General features: G+C 35.7%; 15 protein-coding genes and 1 riboswitch. Of the genes, 14 read left to right on the top strand and 1 reads right to left on the bottom strand.

Features of this window, described 5'->3' with window-relative positions; genetic code table 11:
- Positions 1 to 64: 64 nt before the first annotated feature.
- The gene (locus MWU65_RS02400) at positions 65 to 679 is read right to left on the bottom strand and encodes a deoxynucleoside kinase (protein WP_247075481.1); all 615 of its coding nucleotides are present in this window, start codon (positions 677 to 679) and stop codon (positions 65 to 67) included.
- 344 nt (positions 680 to 1023) lie between these two features.
- On the opposite strand from MWU65_RS02400, the gene MWU65_RS02405 reads away from it, so the two are divergent.
- The 14 genes from MWU65_RS02405 (at position 1024) to MWU65_RS02470 (ending at position 18296) form a co-directional block, all read left to right on the top strand.
- A complete protein-coding gene (locus MWU65_RS02405; RefSeq protein WP_247075483.1) occupies positions 1024 to 1881 on the top strand; it encodes a GLPGLI family protein in 858 nt (285 codons plus the stop codon).
- A 362-nt stretch (positions 1882 to 2243) separates the two neighbouring features.
- A complete protein-coding gene (locus tag MWU65_RS02410) occupies positions 2244 to 3086 on the top strand; it encodes a GLPGLI family protein (RefSeq protein WP_247075485.1) in 843 nt (280 codons plus the stop codon).
- A gap of 45 nt (positions 3087 to 3131) precedes the next feature.
- Positions 3132 to 5900, top strand: a complete 2769-nt coding sequence (locus MWU65_RS02415; protein ID WP_247075487.1) for a carboxypeptidase-like regulatory domain-containing protein — start codon at positions 3132 to 3134, stop codon at positions 5898 to 5900.
- Positions 5901 to 6193: 293 nt separating this feature from the next.
- Complete coding sequence (metK, locus tag MWU65_RS02420) at positions 6194 to 7450, top strand: methionine adenosyltransferase (RefSeq protein ID WP_247075494.1); 1257 nt, start codon at positions 6194 to 6196, stop codon at positions 7448 to 7450.
- Between the two features lie 167 nt (positions 7451 to 7617).
- Positions 7618 to 7731, top strand: a riboswitch (SAM riboswitch).
- 134 nt (positions 7732 to 7865) lie between these two features.
- Positions 7866 to 9140: an O-acetylhomoserine aminocarboxypropyltransferase/cysteine synthase family protein gene (locus tag MWU65_RS02425; protein ID WP_247075495.1), complete on the top strand. Its 1275-nt coding sequence runs from the start codon at positions 7866 to 7868 to the stop codon at positions 9138 to 9140.
- A 65-nt stretch (positions 9141 to 9205) separates the two neighbouring features.
- Positions 9206 to 12589 (top strand): bifunctional aspartate kinase/homoserine dehydrogenase I, encoded by a 3384-nt coding sequence (gene thrA / locus MWU65_RS02430; RefSeq protein WP_247075500.1) that lies wholly within the window; start codon positions 9206 to 9208, stop codon positions 12587 to 12589.
- Between the two features lie 168 nt (positions 12590 to 12757).
- The gene (locus tag MWU65_RS02435) at positions 12758 to 12997 is read left to right on the top strand and encodes a GIY-YIG nuclease family protein (protein WP_247075502.1); all 240 of its coding nucleotides are present in this window, start codon (positions 12758 to 12760) and stop codon (positions 12995 to 12997) included.
- A gap of 67 nt (positions 12998 to 13064) precedes the next feature.
- Positions 13065 to 14231: an aminotransferase class I/II-fold pyridoxal phosphate-dependent enzyme gene (locus MWU65_RS02440; protein ID WP_247075503.1), complete on the top strand. Its 1167-nt coding sequence runs from the start codon at positions 13065 to 13067 to the stop codon at positions 14229 to 14231.
- 323 nt (positions 14232 to 14554) lie between these two features.
- Positions 14555 to 15388, top strand: a complete 834-nt coding sequence (locus MWU65_RS02445) for an abortive infection family protein (RefSeq protein WP_247075504.1) — start codon at positions 14555 to 14557, stop codon at positions 15386 to 15388.
- Positions 15389 to 15868: 480 nt separating this feature from the next.
- Positions 15869 to 16273, top strand: coding sequence for a hypothetical protein (locus MWU65_RS02450; protein ID WP_247075505.1), 405 nt, complete (start codon positions 15869 to 15871; stop codon positions 16271 to 16273).
- Positions 16274 to 16466: 193 nt separating this feature from the next.
- Positions 16467 to 16748, top strand: coding sequence for a DUF1778 domain-containing protein (locus tag MWU65_RS02455; protein ID WP_247075506.1), 282 nt, complete (start codon positions 16467 to 16469; stop codon positions 16746 to 16748).
- Between the two features lie 2 nt (positions 16749 to 16750).
- On the top strand, positions 16751 to 17242 hold the full coding sequence (locus tag MWU65_RS02460; RefSeq protein ID WP_247075507.1) for a GNAT family N-acetyltransferase: 492 nt from the start codon (positions 16751 to 16753) through the stop codon (positions 17240 to 17242).
- 161 nt (positions 17243 to 17403) lie between these two features.
- Positions 17404 to 17853: a carboxypeptidase-like regulatory domain-containing protein gene (locus tag MWU65_RS02465; RefSeq protein WP_247075508.1), complete on the top strand. Its 450-nt coding sequence runs from the start codon at positions 17404 to 17406 to the stop codon at positions 17851 to 17853.
- Positions 17854 to 18071: 218 nt separating this feature from the next.
- Entirely contained in the window at positions 18072 to 18296 is a 225-nt protein-coding gene (locus MWU65_RS02470) for a hypothetical protein (protein ID WP_247075509.1), read from the top strand.
- The last annotated feature ends 206 nt before the right edge of the window (positions 18297 to 18502 follow it).

The raw sequence follows: 18502 nt of genomic DNA on the forward strand, positions 1-18502 counted from the left end.
TATAGAAATAAAAAAACCACACGATTTCGTGTGGTTTTTTTGTTTTAATTTAGAAGATAAAATGCTAAAACAAGCCGTTTATCTCTGCATCTATGGTGTTAATTACAAACCCTAAATCTTCAGGATTGTCAACAAAATTTAAATTATCAACATCAATAATTAATAATTTACCCTTGTCATAGCCATGTGCCCAAGCTTCATAGCGTTCATTTAAACGACTTAGGTAATCAATAGAAATGGTGTTCTCATACTCGCGACCCCTTTTGTGAATTTGGTTTACTAAATTAGGGATTGAACTTCTTAGATATATTAATAAATCTGGTGGTTGCACCAAACTTTCCATAAGCTCAAAAAGGCTTGTGTAGTTCGTAAAGTCTCTATTGGTCATAAGGCCCATAGCATGTAAGTTAGGAGCAAAAATATAGGCATCTTCATAGATGGTTCTATCTTGAATAATTTCTTCTCCGCTTTCTCTAATTTGTAATATTTGTCGGAACCTACTATTTAAAAAATAGATTTGCAGGTTAAAGCTCCAACGTTCCATTTGTGTGTAAAAATCATCCAAATAGGGATTGTCTACTACGTCCTCAAAATTGGGTTGCCAGTTGTAATGTTTGGCAAGTAATCTCGTTAATGTTGTTTTTCCGGCACCTATGTTTCCTGCTACGGCAATATGCATCTTGTTTACGTGTTTTGTTGTTGTTTGTTTAAGACAAAAAGGTTGCACAAGATAGGTGATAAGGGGTATATCTAAAAATGTTTAGCAGATTAAAGCAAATAATTTTTTTAGATTGGTTCCGTAGAATAAGGATCAATTTTAGTAATTGCTAATCACTAGTATGTTTTGGTGTTCTAGTAGCAATAGTGCTTAAGTTAGTTTTGTTCTTTGTAAATTAGAGCATAAACAAATAAAAAACACCAATTTAGTAATGTTATTTATAGAGCATGTTAAAGCAAAAATTATATTGAGAATCAATTGTAGCAACATGAAATGTGATTAATCGAACTTTAAACACAAAAACAATGAAGATAATTTTTTTAAGCTTTTTTTTAGTGGTGGGGATTTCATATACGGCTAGGGCCCAGGATTTTCAGGGCAAAGCAATGTATGATTTAAAAATTACGGATATACCGGGTTTTGACGGCAATGACATTTCAGAGCCTGATAGAACTAATATTATCAATCGGATGAAAAGAGGAATGGAAAAAAGCTTCTCTTTAACGTTTGATCGAACAGCCTCGCTTTACCAACAAATTGAAAAACAGCTAATTGCCCCGCCACCGCCTCCACCACCCAGTGCAGGAGGTTCTAAGTGGACAGTTGTAGGTGTTTCTAAGAGCGCAGTTGTAGGTTCGCCGATTTTCAGCGGAGCTGGTTATGACACAGGTCAGCTTTATATAAACAGTACTGACAAAGAATACGTAAAAGAAGCGTCTATTTCTAATAAGTTGTTTTTAATTAAAGATGAATTAAAGCAACCAGATTGGAAAATGGAAGGCGAGACTAAAAAAATAGGAAAGTATATCTGTTATAAGGCTACGCTTACAACTCCAATAAACAATGCAAGTAATGCTGCTCATAAAGATAATAATCTTCCAGAAACACCAACAGAAAAAACAATCACTGCTTGGTATACTTTAGATATTGCAGTGGGTCATGGGCCTGGAGACTATTGGGGACTTCCTGGTTTAATCTTAGAAGTTGAATTAGAAGGACGCAAATTGGTGTGCTCTGAAATTATTCTGAATCCAGCTGAAAAAATTGAAATCAAGGCCCCTGAGAAAGGGAAGGTTATTAATCAGAAAGATTTTGATAATATTTTGGCTAAAAAAAATGTCAAAACGAGTCAGACTATGCAGGTAATTGAAGTAAGAAGGTAGCAATATTGTTTTTGTTACGCCATACTCTAACTTTTTAGCATTGGCCTTAATTCAATGAATTAGCGGTTATGACAAACTTATTTTAGTTGGTCATAACCTTTTTTTTGTGATCTTTTTGATTAAGAAAAACAATTTCTAATCTTTGATAATCCATGTTTTACTTTGTATCGGTTTTCGTTTACGGCAAATCGGTACTCTGCTTATGGCCTCTTCTTAAGGCATAGTTTGTTTTGCGAAATTTGATAGTGCTTAATTTTTTTGGCAATATTTTAACACAAGCAGTTTAAACCAATTACACTTTTTATAATCTAAAACCAGAACAAACAATCAATCCATTTTTTTTGGATATAAAAATTAATAGAATGAAAAATATATTTTTAACCGCTTTTGCGGTACTGTGTTTCACTTTAAATGGTAATGCGCAAGATTTTCAAGGGAAGGCTATTTATGAAATACGAATGACGCAAGCACCAGATTTTGGAGGTAGGGATTTGTCTGATGCTCAAAAGAAAGAATTTACAGAGCGTATGAAGAGTGGCATAGAAAAAAGTTACACCCTTTCTTTTGACAGAACATCATCGTATTATGAGGAAAATGAAAAGTTAGAAGCGCCAGGCGGTGGTGGAGGTGGCCGTGGGTTTCGATTTGGAGGCGGAGAAGAAGCTGGTAAACTGTATAAAAATATTAAAGATAAAAAGTACGTCAAACAAATAGAGATGTACAGCAAGTTGTTTTTAATAGAAGATGACTTAAAAACGCCAGAATGGAAAATGGGCGCGGAAACTAAAAAAATTGGGAACTATACAGCGTATAAGGCTACGCTTACCACGGCAATAGATACAACAGGTGCAGGAGAAATGGCTAGAATATTTAGTAGAAACCGAAATGGTCAAGGTAGTACTCCAAGAGAGATTCCTACAGAAAAAACTGTGACAGCATGGTATACTTTAGATATCCCTGTTAGCCTTGGGCCTGCAGAATATTGGGGGCTTCCTGGTTTAATTCTGGAAATTGAACAAGATAGATCTATACTAGTATGTTCTAAAATTGTTATGAATGCTACGGATATTGTTGAGGTAGAAGCACCCTCTAAGGGGAAAAGCATTAATCAGGAAGATTTTGATGAGCTCATGGCAAAAAAACGTATGGAAATGATGCAGAACTTTCAAGGACGTGGCGGTAGAGGCGGTGGCGGTAGACGTTAATTCCGATCATACAATTAAATACACATATAAATACACAAAGAATTAATGATTAAATTAATGAGGTTTTTTGCTATTGCAGTATTGTTTGCTGCAACTAGCACGGTTTCTGCTCAAAAAATAACCCTTTCAGGTATAGTTACAGATAGTGTTAACAATCCGTTAGATATGGCAAATGTTGTTGCCATAAATCAAGACACCAAAATTTTAGACGGTTTTGGAATAACGAGTGTAAAAGGAATGTATAAGATTAATGTAAACGCCAATGCCAATTACAGTTTAAAAATTAGCTATTTAGGGTATAAAACCAGAGAGGTTTTAATACAGACCAAAGATGCAGATATTACAGCGAATTATATATTGGCAGAGGAAGCTCAAAGTTTAGATGGGGTAGAGATTACCTATGAAATGCCAGTGACCATCAAAGGTGATACCATAGAATACAACGCAGATTCTTTTAAAACTGGAACAGAGAAAAAGTTAGAAGATGTGTTAAAAAACCTTCCGGGTGTTGAAGTTAATGACGATGGAGAGATAGAGGTAGAAGGTAAAACTGTTGGTAAAGTAATGGTTGAAGGAAAAGACTTTTTTGATGGGGATAGTAAATTGGCATCCAAAAATATTCCATCGAATGCGTTAGATAAAATTCAGATTTTAAAAAACTTCAGTGAAGTAACGCAATTAAGTGGTGTTAGTAACAATCAAGATAGTTACGCTATAAATATCAAACTTAAGGAAGGCAAAAAGAACTTTTGGTTTGGAGAGGTTACTGCTGGTGGTGGTAATGACGAGCGATTTATTGCCCACCCTAAATTATTTTATTACCATCCAGAATACAGTATCAACCTGATAACTAATTTTAATAATATAGGCGAGGTGCCATTTACCCGTAGAGATTACTACAGGTTTACTGGTGGTTTTCGTGGTGGAGGTAGCGCTGGTAGTGGTACAAGCTTTAATGTAGGATCTAGTGATATGGGTTTTTTAACAACGCAAAACAACAGAGCCAAAGATATTAATGCGCGATTTGGTGCGGCAAACTTTAGTTTTTCTCCTAAAAAAACCTGGGATTTAAGCGGATTTGCCATTTACTCTGGCAACTCTACAGATATGCAACAGAATACCTTTAGACAGTATAAAGCAAGAACAGATGGTTCACAACCCTCTCCTGATGAATCTACGGAGAGCGTTACTGCTCAAAAGAGCGATTTAGGGTTGTTAAAGTTGAGTTCTAGCTACAAGCCAAATGCAAACAATCATTTTGATTACGATATTTTTGGTAGAATTTCAACCCAAAAAGAAGATCAGGATTTGTTTTCAACACTTACAGGAGATGTTACTGAAATTCAAAAACAAAACCCGTATAGTATCAACCAAAATGCAAATTACTACTACACCCTAGATGCGAAAAATATTTTTGCAGTAGAGGCGCAGTATTTAATTCAAGAAGATGATCCTTTTTACAATGCCTCTTTATCGCAAAGTGATCAATTTAGATTGGATGATGTATTGGGGATGGATCAGTCACAAACTGGTTTTGATGTAGTGCAAGACAAATTGATAAAAACAAACAAGTTAGATGCTAAAATAGATTACTGGCATATAACAGGAGATAAGAGTAATATTAAATTTACAGCAGGTTCTTTGCTAAGTACACAGGAGTTTAGTTCTGATATCTTTCAAATTTTAGACAATGGAAATAAATTCACCTTAGATGGTGCTATCAATGATGTTGCAAATGATGTGAAATACAATTTTAACGATCTCTATCTTGCCTTTGAATACCGACTTAAGGCTGGTATTTTTACGATTACTCCAGGGGTTTCTGTACATAATTATACAACCAAAAATGCTCAATTGGGTACTACGGTAAAAGATGAGTTTGTAAGATTACTACCTAGTTTTAATACAAGAGTGCAATTGAAGAAGAGTGAGGATATAAACTTTGACTATCGATTAACCAATAGTTTTTCTGATGTAAGTCAGTTTGCGGCAGCCTTTGTTATGAACAATTACAACTCTTTGTTTCAAGGAAATAGGGATTTGGAAAGCGCCTTATCGCATAACATAAGTCTGCGCTATAATAATTTTAATATGTTTAATTTTAGCAATATCAGAGGCTCGGTTTCCTATAATAAAAGAGTAGACCAAGTTCGTAATATTTCTGATTTCTTAAATTATCCAAACCCAGATTACCCGGCGACTTCAGACGATGAATTTATACAGACATCAAACAGGATATCATCGCCATTCAATTCAAATTTTGCAGATGAAACCTTTTCAGCAAATGGTTCTTTTGAAAGAACTTTTGGGAAGATAAAAGCTGGTTTAGGAGCCAACTTAAATTATTCTAAATTCAATCAGATTGTGGATAATGAACAGGCTATTAACGAATCTTTCTCTACTTCCTATAACGGTAGTTTAGGGACTAGATTTCAGAATGCTCCAAATATTGAAGTGGGTTATAATTTATCGGTGAATACCTATGAGCAACCCAGTGGTTCCGCAATCACCTATTATACGCATAGACCCAATGTAAAAGTAGATGCAGCGTTCTTAAAAGGTTTTATATTTAATGCAGACTATTCTTATTACAATTATAAAAATGAAGTAGAATCTATTAATACCTATACGTTTTTAGATGCCTCATTAGGATATCAGAAGAAAGATAGCAAATGGGAATATATAGTTGGAGTTACCAATTTGTTTAATACTACCTCTTTAAACCAAGATAGTGATAACGCCTTGTTTGTGAGTACTAGTGAATATTTTATTCAACCTAGATACGTAACCTTAAAAATTAGATACAACCTATAAACAATATTGTTTGTTTGCAATAGGGGCTGTGGTCAACAAATAAATTTGTAACCATGGCCTCTTTATTTTTACTAAGATTTAGATTTTCTTTGAAATGATTTTTCAAATCCAACTAATTTTATACTTTTGTGGTTCTAATTAAGAGGAAGGATTTGACTGATTGCAACCTCGTATACTGATTTCAGTAATACAAAAAATGCTAAAACAGAGTATTCGTTGATTTTTTTCAACACTTTCCCCTGTTTTTTGCAATCGGCAACACTTTTTCTCATTTACAATAAAAGTATAGTGTTATGGCATATTTATTTACATCAGAATCGGTTAGTGAAGGACATCCTGATAAAATTGCAGATCAAATTAGTGATGCATTATTGGATAATTTTTTAGCTTTTGACCCAGAAAGTAAAGTAGCTTGTGAAACCTTGGTGACCACAGGGCAAGTAGTGCTGGCAGGAGAGGTTAAAAGTGATACCTATGTTGATTTGCAGAGTATTGCAAGAGACGTAATTAATGCAATTGGATATACTAAAGGAGCCTATCAATTTAGTGGAGACTCTTGCGGTATCATATCTTTAATACACGAGCAATCTAAAGAAATTAACCAAGGAGTAGATCGAGGTACTAAAGAAGAACAAGGGGCAGGTGATCAAGGAATGATGTTTGGTTATGCTACCAACGAGACAGAAAATTTCATGCCATTGGCCTTAGATTTGTCGCATAGAATCTTAAAAGAATTAGCGGTGCTTAGAAGAGATGGGAAAGACATACCGTACCTGCGTCCAGATGCCAAATCTCAAGTAACCATAGAATATTCAGACGATAATGTTCCGCAGCGGATAGATACTATTGTTGTATCTACACAACACGATGAGTTTGATGCTGATGATGATAAAATGTTGGCTAAAATAAAGGAAGATATCATTACTATTTTAATGCCAAAGGTAATTGCCCAATTGCCAGGATATGTGCAAAAGTTGTTTACAGATAAGATTAAATATCATATTAACCCTACCGGTAAATTTGTAATTGGAGGGCCTCATGGCGACTCTGGTTTAACGGGGCGTAAAATTATTGTAGATACCTATGGCGGTAAGGGAGCCCACGGTGGTGGTGCCTTTAGTGGTAAAGATCCTAGTAAGGTAGATCGGAGTGCAGCCTATGCAGCAAGGCATGCCGCTAAAAATTTAGTAGCTGCTGGTGTTGCCGATGAGATTTTGGTACAGGTGAGTTATGCTATTGGAGTTGTAGAGCCTACCTCTATTTATGTAGATACCTATGGCACTTCAAAAGTGAATTTAACGGATGGAGAAATAGCAAAGAAAGTAGGCCAGCTTTTTGATATGCGACCTTTTGCTATTGAAGACCGCCTAAAATTGCGAAATCCAATTTATTTAGAAACGGCAGCCTACGGACATATGGGAAAAGAACCAAGAACGGTTACCAAGGTTTTTGAATCTCCCTATAACGGAAGAATAGAAAAAGAAGTAGAGTTGTTTACATGGGAGAAACTAGATATGGTCAATGCTATTACAGCTGCTTTTGGTTTGTAAGGTTAACTAGTGTGGTTTCGAGTTTGCTAGGAATGTAGAAAAGACCGCTGTTGTTTTTTGCGGAATATTTAATTTATTTAGCATTTTATATATTTTATACCGAAAGATTAGGATTTTAAATTTTTCTGAGCATATATTTGCAACACAAAGTTCAAACACTTATTGAATAGTTATCAAGAAAGGCGGAGGGATTAGACCCTGTGAAACCTTAGCAACCCTTTATGCAAATAGAGAAGGTGCTAAATTCTACCACGTACTTTTGTACCATAGGCAGATAACGAGACAAACCATCCAATTTTGGATCGTGAATTTCTATTTTCTTTTTAACTTTTTAATTTATAAACCTCCGTGCACTGTCGGCATGATTTGGGTTTGGATTTTTATTTTATCAATTTAACAATTAAAAGAAGAAATTATGAGTACACTAAAATTTGCAACAAACGCATTACACGCAGGTCACGACACCACACAAACTGGAGGCGCTAGAGCGGTGCCAATTTATCAAACATCCTCTTACGTTTTTAACGATACAGATCATGCAGCTCGATTGTTTTCCTTGGGAGAATTGGGGTATATCTACACGCGTTTAAACAACCCTACAAATCAAATTTTACAAGATAGATTGGCCGCAGTAGAAGGTGGCGTTGGAGCCGTTGTTTTTGCTTCAGGTGCATCTGCTATTTCTACAGGATTACTTACGCTTTTAAAAGCAGGAGACCATATTGTAGCCTCTAGCAGTTTATACGGTGGAACGTTTAATTTATTGAATGTTACCTTGCCAAGATTAGGAATTACTACAACCTTTGTAGATGCTTCAAACCCAGAAAATTTTAAGGCAGCGGTACAAGACAATACAAGAGCCTTTTTTGTGGAATCTTTAGGGAATCCTAAATTAGATGTTTTAGATCTTAAGGCTATTTCTAAGCAAGCAAAAGCAGCCGAAGTGCCATTTATCGTAGATAATACTGTGGCAACTTCAGTGTTGGTAAACCCTATTGAGCATGGTGCTAACTTGGTGATCCATTCCTTGACAAAATACATTGGTGGCCAAGGAACTTCTTTGGGTGGTGCCATAATAGATGCAGGTACTTTTGACTGGACCAACGGAAAATTTCCGGAATTCACAGAGCCATCTGCCGGATACCACGGATTAGTATACAGTGAAGCCTTAGGAGCTGCAGCATTTACTTTTAAATTAATCTTGGAAGGATTGAGAGATTTTGGAGGGGCTTTAAGTCCGTTCAATGCATTTCAAATAATTCAAGGGTTAGAAACCTTGCCATTGCGTATTAAGCAACACAGTAAAAATGCACTGGAACTTGCAACTTGGTTAGAAGGTAGAGAAGAAGTTGAATGGGTAAATTACCCAGGTTTAAAGAGTAGTAAATATTACGATTTAGCAAAAGAATACTTGCCAAACGGTCAAAGTGGGTTGGTGACTTTTGGAGTAAAAGGAGGCTTTGAAGCTGCTAAGAAAGTAACAGATGCAACTAAAATATTTTCACTGCTTGCCAATATTGGAGATACAAAATCTTTAATTATTCACCCAGCAAGTACTACGCACCAACAATTAACAGCAGAACAACAAACAGCAGCAGGAGTTGGTCAAGATTTAATTCGTTTGTCTGTTGGTTTGGAAGATATTGAGGATTTAAAGGCCGATTTGGAAACAGCTTTTGCAGCACTTTAATTTTTTATTAAAACTCATAACTAAAATTTACCACGGTAATTCGTGGTAAATTTAAATAGAACGCGATGCTACATCATTTAAAAATCAATAATTATAAAACCATAAGTGGGGTAACTCAGGATATAGACCTGTCTTATCAAGTTTTTGGAGCTGCCTTACATACGGCTCCCATTGTGCTGGTAAATCACGCCTTAACGGGGAACTCTAATGTCTCTGGAGAAGGGGGTTGGTGGTCCTCCTTAATTGGGGATGATAAATGTATAGACACTAAGAAATTTACGGTCTTAGCCTTTAATATTCCTGGGAATGGCTTTGATAGTTTTGTTATTGATAATTATAAAGATTTTGTAGCTAGAGATATCGCCTATATCTTTTTGGCCGGCTTAAAAGAGCTGAAAATAAATTCGGTTTTTGCAACTATTGGCGGCTCTTTAGGTGGGGGCATAGCATGGGAAATGGCAGCATTAAACCCAAGCTTAACCGAACATTTAATTCCCGTAGCATCCGATTGGAAATCTACGGATTGGCTTATTGCAAACTGCCAAATTCAAGAGCAGTTTTTGGTTAACTCTAAACAGCCTGTTCATGATGCGCGGATGCATGCCATGTTGTGTTACCGCACCCCAGAATCTTTTAAGGAGCGTTTTAATCGCAGTACAAATACAGAGCAGCAAATTTTTAGCGTGGAAAGTTGGTTGCGACATCACGGTGAAAAATTGCAAGAACGCTTTCAATTGTCGGCTTATAAGTTAATGAACCAACTGCTAAAAACAATTGATGTCACAAGAGAAGGCAATCAGTCGTTTGTAAACTTGCAAAATAGCAATACCAATATTCATATAGTAGGGGTAGATTCCGATCTGTTTTTTACAGCCAAAGAGAATAAAGATACTTTTAAGCAATTGGCACAAGCCAATAGTAACGTGACTTACGGTGAAATACATTCCCTTCATGGGCACGATGCTTTCTTAATAGAGTTTCAACAATTGGAACAGATCTTAAAAAACGTTTTTAGTGCTAACGGAAAATCAAAACAGATTAAAGTCATTAAAATTGGGGGTAAATCTTTAGCCAATGGCGATGGGATCTCTCATGTGATTGCTAAAATAGCATCAAAGGTAAAGGCCGAAGAGAATATTGCCGTAGTTGTTTCTGCACGGGGAAACTCTACAGATGATTTGGAAGCATTGTTAGATTTAGCAGCGAATGCCAGCCCGTACAAATCGGCTTTTGAGGCCTTCGCTAGCTATCAAAAAAATGGTTTGGATATAGATTTATCTTCGGAATTTAATGAACTCCTTAGACTGTTAGATGGAGTGGCATTGTTGGGCGATTATAGCTTGCGTATAAAAGACCAAGTATTGGCATTTGGAGAATTAATCTCTGCAAAAGTGTTGGTGGCCTTATTGGCAAAAGAAGGGATTAAAGCAGAGGTTTTGGATGCCCGGAAACTTATAAAGACCGATGCTACCTATGGTAGCGCCAATGTATTGGAAGAAATTTCCAAAGAAAATGTACAGGTTGCGTTTGCAAAGCTCCAAGGAGATACTATTCCGATTATCACAGGATTTATTGGATCTGATGAAGAGGGGAAAACAACCACCTTGGGAAGAAATGGCAGTAATTATTCTGCTTCTTTATTCGCTAATTTTTTAAATGCGGAAGAGTTGCAAAGTTATACCCATGTAGATGGTATTTTTACAGCCAATCCAGATTATGTTGCAGATGCTAAGCGAATAGAGCAGCTCAGTTATTCTGAGGCCAATGAACTGGCTAATTTTGGAGCCACTATTTTGCATGCAAAAACCATTATTCCATTACTAGAAAAAAATATTCCACTGCGTATATTAAATACCTTCAACAATGATAATGAGGGGACTTTAATAAGCGCCAAAACGTCTAAAGAAGGTATTAAATCGCTTTCTGTGATAGAAAATGTAGCCTTGGTAAATTTAGAAGGTCGCGGATTGTTAGGAAAAGCTGGGATCGATGCTCGTATTTTTAAAACTCTGGGCGATGCCAATATTAGTGTAAGTATCATTTCTCAAGGATCTTCGGAAAGAGGTATTGGTTTGGTTGTAGATGCTGCCAAAGCAGTAACCGCAAAAACAGTATTGGAAAAAGAATTTACATCAGATTTCCATTCCAAGGATATTAATTTAATAACCGTGGTAAAAGATGTCTCTGTGATTTCAATCGTGGGGCAAGATTTAAGCACTTTTCACAAACCCTACAATGCGTTAATTAAAAACCGAATAGTGCCCTTATTGTTCAACAATACGGTATCTGGTAAAAACGTGAGTTTGGTCGTTAAAAAATCGAATTTACACAAGGCATTAAATGTCATGCACGGTCAGATTTTTGGGGTGAGTAAAAAAGTCAACATTGCCATCTTTGGGCATGGTACCGTTGGTGGTACACTGATAGAGCAAATTTTAAAATCTTCTAAAGTTATTGAAGAGCGCAAAGGAATCAATATCAATGTTTTTGCCGTTGCTAATTCTAGAAAAGTACTGCTAAATAAAAAAGGGATTACTAAAAACTGGAAAACTAATTTAGAAGCAAAGGGCAAAGCCTATGAGCTAAAAGATGTTTTTGAATATGCAGAAAAACATCATTTAGAAAACTTAATTGCGATTGATAATACCGCCAATGAAAACTTTGTGGCGCATTATATCGATTTTGTAAAAAATGGATTCGATTTAGTTTCCTCCAATAAGATAGCAAATACCTTAGCATTTAGTCTGTACAAAGAATTACGAGAAGAGTTAGATAAGCATCAAAAACAATACTTGTATGAGACAAATGTAGGCGCTGGCTTACCATTGATAGATACCATCAAGTTACTGCATTTATCGGGTGAAAACATCACCCGTATAAAGGGGGTGTTTTCAGGATCCTTGAGTTATATATTTAATACGTTTTCTGAGAGCGATGTGCCTTTTTCTAGCATTTTAAAAGAAGCTATGGAAAAAGGGTATACAGAACCAGACCCACGAGAAGATTTGTGTGGAAATGATGTGGGTAGAAAGCTATTAATTTTGGCTAGAGAATTAGAATTAAGCAATGAATTCTCAGATATTAATATTCAGAATTTAATACCAGAATCTCTCCGAGCAGGGGATAAAGTTGAATTTTTAAAACAAACCGATGCCTTGGATAGCGCATTTGCTGCCATAAAAGAAGCACAAAAACCCAATCATGTATTGCGTTATGTTGGCGATTTACACGGCAACCTACAAGAAGAAAAAGGAATTTTAGATGTCAAGTTGGTTTCGGTACCTAAAGAAAGTGCATTGGGGCAAGTAAAAGGATCCGATTCTATAATAGAGATATATACCGAGTCTTACGGAGAAAACCCGCTTGTTATTCAGGGCGCAGGAGCCGGAGCAGCAGTAACGGCTCGAGGTGTTTTTGGTGATATTTTACGGATAGCCGAGAAAGGGTAGTAGTTTTGTAAAGGCTAAAGGTGGCTGAGCGTAGTCGATGGTGGCTGAGCGTAGTCGAAGCCAAAGGATTAAAAATAATACAGTTATGAAAAAAGGCTGGGTTTCTGTTTTGGAGTGCGCTGATGGTAGTTTTATACTGGAAGTACAATTGATCTTGAAAAGAGGTTGATGCAGCACCAAGAAGGGACCGGAGCTAATTATACTAAAAAAAGATTGCCTGTTACCTTGATATATGTTGAAGCCTATAGTGTTATTGCAAAAGCATTTTATAGAGAAAAACAGATTCAGGGATGGGGCAGGGCAAAAAAAGAGGCTTTAATTGCAGGCAAGTTAGCTGATTTATCACAGTTGTCTGAATGTACAAATGAAACAAGCCATACATTGTATAAAGAAAAAAGAAATGAATAAATGGTGGTAGATTGTGACCTAAATTGACTTCGGCTACGCTCAGTCACCATTTGTATACATAGAGATAATGACAAAGAAAAAATTTGAAACAAACGCCATACGCACACAGCTAGAACGCTCACAACATTTAGAGCACTCAGTGCCTTTGTACCTAACGTCTAGTTATGTGTTTGAAGATGCAGAAGATATGCGTGCTTCCTTTGCGGAAGAAAAGAACAGAAATGTATATTCCAGATATTCCAATCCCAATACATCAGAATTTATAGAAAAAGTATGTCAGATGGAAGGCGCAGAAGCTGGTTTTGCTTTTGCCTCTGGTATGGCAGCTGTTTTTTCCACCTTTGCCGCCTTATTAGAAAGTGGTGATCATGTGGTGTCTTGTAAGAGTATTTTTGGGTCTACCCATAGTTTGTTTGTCAATTTTTTTCCGAAATGGAACATTTCTACCAGTTATTTTAATATTGATGATGTAGCCTCCATAGAAAAACTAATTACCCCTAAAACTAAGGTGTTGTATGCAGAATCACCCACAAACCCAGCAGTAGATGTGTTGGATTTGGAAGTCTTGGGTGCCATTGCTAAAAAACACAATTTAATACTGATAATAGACAATTGTTTTGCCTCCCCCTATTTACAACAACCTATAAAGTTTGGAGCCCATTTGGTCATCCATTCGGGGACCAAATTAATGGATGGTCAAGGTAGGGTGTTAGCTGGTATTACGGTTGGTAGTGCCGATTTAATAGACAAGGTATATCGTTTTTCTAGAATCTCAGGACCGGCACTCTCTCCTTTTAATGCATGGGTATTGTCTAAAAGTTTAGAGACCCTTGCGGTACGTGTAGACCGGCATTGTAGCAATGCCTTGCAATTGGCGGAATATTTAGAGAACCACCCCAAAGTAAATTGGGTAAAATATCCATTTTTAAAATCGCATCCTCAACATGCAATTGCTATCAAGCAAATGAAAGCCGGGGGTTGTATTGTGGCTTTTGAAGTAAAAGGCGGCCTTAAAGCCGGACAAGAATTTTTTGATGCTATAAAATTACTATCGCTGTCTGCCAACTTGGGCGACTCTAGAAGTATTGTAACGCATCCTGCTTCTACCACACACAGTAAATTAACCGTTGAAGATCGTGAATCTGTGGGTATTACAGACGGTACGGTACGGGTTTCTGTTGGCTTGGAGCATATAGATGATATTATGGCCGATATTCAACAGGCGCTAGGGTAGTGGAAACAGTGAAAAGTACAAAATACGAAGTCGACAGTAGGGTATCCAGAATCATGAATCACTTTTGATTTAAATTGTGGATTTGTTTTTTGTTTATGTGTTGCTATTGTCACCAGATTTTGTTTTTTCAACCATCAACCATCAACCATCAACCATCAACCATTCCTGGTCCCAAGATCTAGTACACTATGGAAATTTATAGGCATTCGCCTACAGTTACTTTTATAATACTAAAAAATAAACTAGATTAGTACGCTCCCCCCATAAAAGAAATAACAGTACACATACAGATAGCTGTACGTTGTGCATAATTTAAAAAAAGAATGGCAGACCTAAGTTTTCAAGACAAAAGATATTTAGAAAGAATGTTTGAAATGGAAGGTGGATATGTCTTGGACTTTAGTAATCGCACTTTTCATAATTTCATTTATGATTCAATTAAGTTTAATATAGAAGAAGAAAAATATTATAGCAACGGAGAATCAAAAGCGAGAAGATTGAGAGTATTTTGGGATACAGAATCAAACTATAATGTTGGACTACTTATTGAGAAATTATTAGAATATTGGCTCGTACAAGTGAATATGGGGGAGCGTAAAATAGATAACCTCTTAGAAAGATTACATAATGAGTGTGAAAAGATATCTGAAAGGCTAAAATCGGACACGATTGTTAGTGAAATCGAAGTAATTAAGGAAGTTGAAGATGATAGAGATTTTAGCTTGCTTGCAAAATCTATTCGTGAAAGCATTAATAAAAATGAGCCAGAAGTTGCCTTAGATAGATTGCATACTTACGTAATGAAATTTATTAGACAGCTTTGTGAAAACCACAAGATTGAGGTTAATAAAGATGAATCATTAAATGCAATATTTGGCAAATACGTTAAATTCATTGTGGCTAGCGACAAAATTGAATCCGTAATGACTGAGCGAATTTTAAAATATTCCATTCACGTTATAGAGGCTTTCAACGATATAAGAAACAATAGAAGTTTTGCGCACGATAATGCTATTTTAAATTATCCCGAAAGCGTACTAATTTTCAACAACGTAACAAACTCGATAAAATTTATCGAATCAATTGAGAAAACAATTGAAATAGAAAACCAAAAAGTAGAAACGGAATCAGCAAATTGGGAAGATTTGCCATTTTAAACATATCTAAGAGCCTATGCAATAAAGTAGAATTAGTAACCAGTTATCTATTGGACCTCAGTCAACTTCTGTTCTTCGCGTTAGCAATAATGTTTATTGAATTGATAAAATCTGTAATTATGGAAAAATTGAAAATGATTATTCGTGAAGCGACCCTCGTGTGAAGAATGGAGCCTTTGCTTTGGAATATTAGTAGCTGATGAAACTTAAACTTTTTTAGGACAGAGGGTTTTGTGGGTTCGAGTCCCCCGCTTCACACCACTTAAAAAACTATGCACAACAAAACCTAAACGTAATGCGGAGTTTAGGGCTAAATCGAAAGGTTTGTGTATTTTTATGAAGTCGCGAAATCTTTGGGATTTCGCTTTTGAACAAAAAAAAGAAAAAACAAAACCAAAAGATTTCGCTACGTGCGTGGCGGAAAGCAAACGCTAGTTTGCTCCCGTACTGTTCATAGCTAAACCGTTAGCTTTAATTTGAATGACCGACATAGACAAACAACTTTTTTTAGAACATTTTATTCCGACTGAATTGGAAGGGAAAAGAAAAGTTATGTTTGAAAACGGTTCTTCTATAACAACTAAATATAAATCCGAATTCAAATATTTCGTGAAATATAAACCTGGAAATTATGCCGACTATTATTCGCCTATATTTATTTTTAAAACAGATAATGATTTAAAGATAAAAATAACCCCAATTCCGAATTTCTATACATTTATTTTTATCCCAATAGCACTGGTCATTATAAATTATTATGAAAATTTAGAAAATGAAAATATTTGGACTATTGTAATTGCTCTGATTTTATTTGTGATTTTTGTACAGTTCGTATTAATAATCCCAAGTCTTTTGAATATTAGAAAACGAGTGAATGAAAAATAATAAAACTAAAGCTAACAACACCTACAATTCGGGTTACTTTTATAATACTAAAAAATAAACTAGATTAGGACTCCCCCTTCCCCCTATAGTAGAAATAACAGTACACATACAGTTATCCGTTTGTTGTAGTGCATTTGAATAAAATTTGCATTGTACGGCAAATAACCGTACATTTGTATCAAACAAATTTATAATGGGAGCACAAATAAGCAAAGACGAACGGATAGAGTTAAGAGTTTCCTCTACTGACAAAAGAATTTTCAAAAGAGCTCAAAAGCTTAGCGGGGATAAGTCATTCAGCAGCTTTGTTGTTCGTATAGTTAAAAAGAAAGCAGAAGAAATTGTTGCTGAAAAGGATAGGATTATTACTACTGAAAATGACCGTCAAGTTTTTTTTGATGCCGTCTTTAGCAATACAAAACCAAATAAAAATTTAGTAGCAGCTGCTAAAAGATACAAATCAAAAAAAGCCTAAGATTGGATATTTCTATACTAGACAAGACTCACAATAGAAAGAATTTTGAATGTGAAGAGCAGTCGCTTACAGACTATATCCAAAGACAAGTTAGTCAAGATGTAAAAAAAAGACTTGCAATTTGTTTTGTAGCTACAGATGAGGATTATAATGTTATAGGCTATTATACTCTTACCAGCGAAAGTCTTGGAAGAGAGCTAATACCTGAAAAATACCTCAAAAAAGTACCCAAGAATTATAATGCGCCTGTAATCTTACTTGGTCGATTAGCCAGGGATGTAAAGGAAAAAGGCTCCGGTCTCGGAGAACACCTTTTGCTAGATGCTCTATTCAGAGCTTTTACCCTATCCGAAGAAAGTATCGGTGCAATGGCTGTGGTCGTTGATCCAATTAATAAATATGCCGTGAAGTTTTATAAAAAGTTTGGATTTGAACAACTACCAGATAGTGAAAAAATGTTCCTTTCAATGAATACAATTAAGCAGATTGTATAAAAAAACGCACCACAACAACACCTACAATTCAGTCTTGCTATTTCCTATGAATAAATTCAGTACTTTTAATCTGGATCGATTCCAATTCTAAAAAATCCTAAATGATTTCTCAGACAGCAGTTATAGATTAAACGTTGGCAACAATATGAAAACCGAAAACTTTGAGATTTAAAACAGCATTTTTCATATCATTCTTTTTTTGCATTTTTTCTGCATTTGGACAACGGACTTTAAGGGGGAAAACTATCGACCAATTTTTAGAAAGTGCCATAGGAATTACAATATTCGACAAAGACACAATCAAAATTGGACAATCTGACTTGAATGGGTATTTCCAAATCAAATTACCCAAAGAAACGGATAAATTAATTTTTGCTGGTGTTGGCTATGAATGGGCAACGATTACAGTCTCTAAGGAATGTGAAAATCAAGAGATAATTTTGTTTTTGGCAACTACCTACGATTTTATGTCACCTAGAAAAGTTGACAGACATCGGAAAAAAGAATTTGAGAAATTACCCGAGTTGCACTCTCAAGCCTTCCAAAAAGGAATTTTTGAAACTGAAAAACCTTGTGTCATTCGAAAATTTGAATCATATCAGCCAAAATAACTGAATAAAAATACTGTTGCAAATACCATATATAATTTATTGCTAGTTCTTGCCTACTTGTGAAGCCCGAAGCGCTGGGGCTGTCGCATTTTCTGCCTTCCTGCAGACAGGTTCATTTTTTATTGGTTAACTTCGTTGCGGAAGCCTACAAGGACCCTCACAAGAAGTGTAATATGTAAATGCAGCATTCTCATAAAATTAAAATCATTGGTATTCTTATGAAAGTAAACTTATTGTCATGTGATGCCCAAAGACCAGATAGAAGGGCAATTGCCAACTGTATTGCAGAGATAGCAACTAATATGGATGAATCTTTGTCTCATCAACTTACAGACATTCTTTTAGAAGGAGATTCCGTTGCTATTGAAATGGAAGATAAAAGCTCCGGTTCCGCCTTAAGAGCTTTGCGGAAATTAAGTATTGACTACGAAATTATAGAATAAGCTTCTATGGCCCTAAAACAATATGGGCTGTAAAAGGGTTTGAAGGAAAACGCCCTACCATCCAAAAAAAAGCTGGAGTACTCAGCGGGTATACCATTATTGTTTTTTGAAGTTATTATTTTCTATAAAAAAATAATGGTTAACTAAAAAAATAAACAAAACATAAAGCTTTAGCTTCGTACATAGACGGAAACAAAAAGTTTCCC

This window comes from Cellulophaga sp. F20128, from assembly GCF_023015805.1.
In the GTDB taxonomy this organism is placed as follows: Bacteria; Bacteroidota; Bacteroidia; order Flavobacteriales; family Flavobacteriaceae; genus Cellulophaga.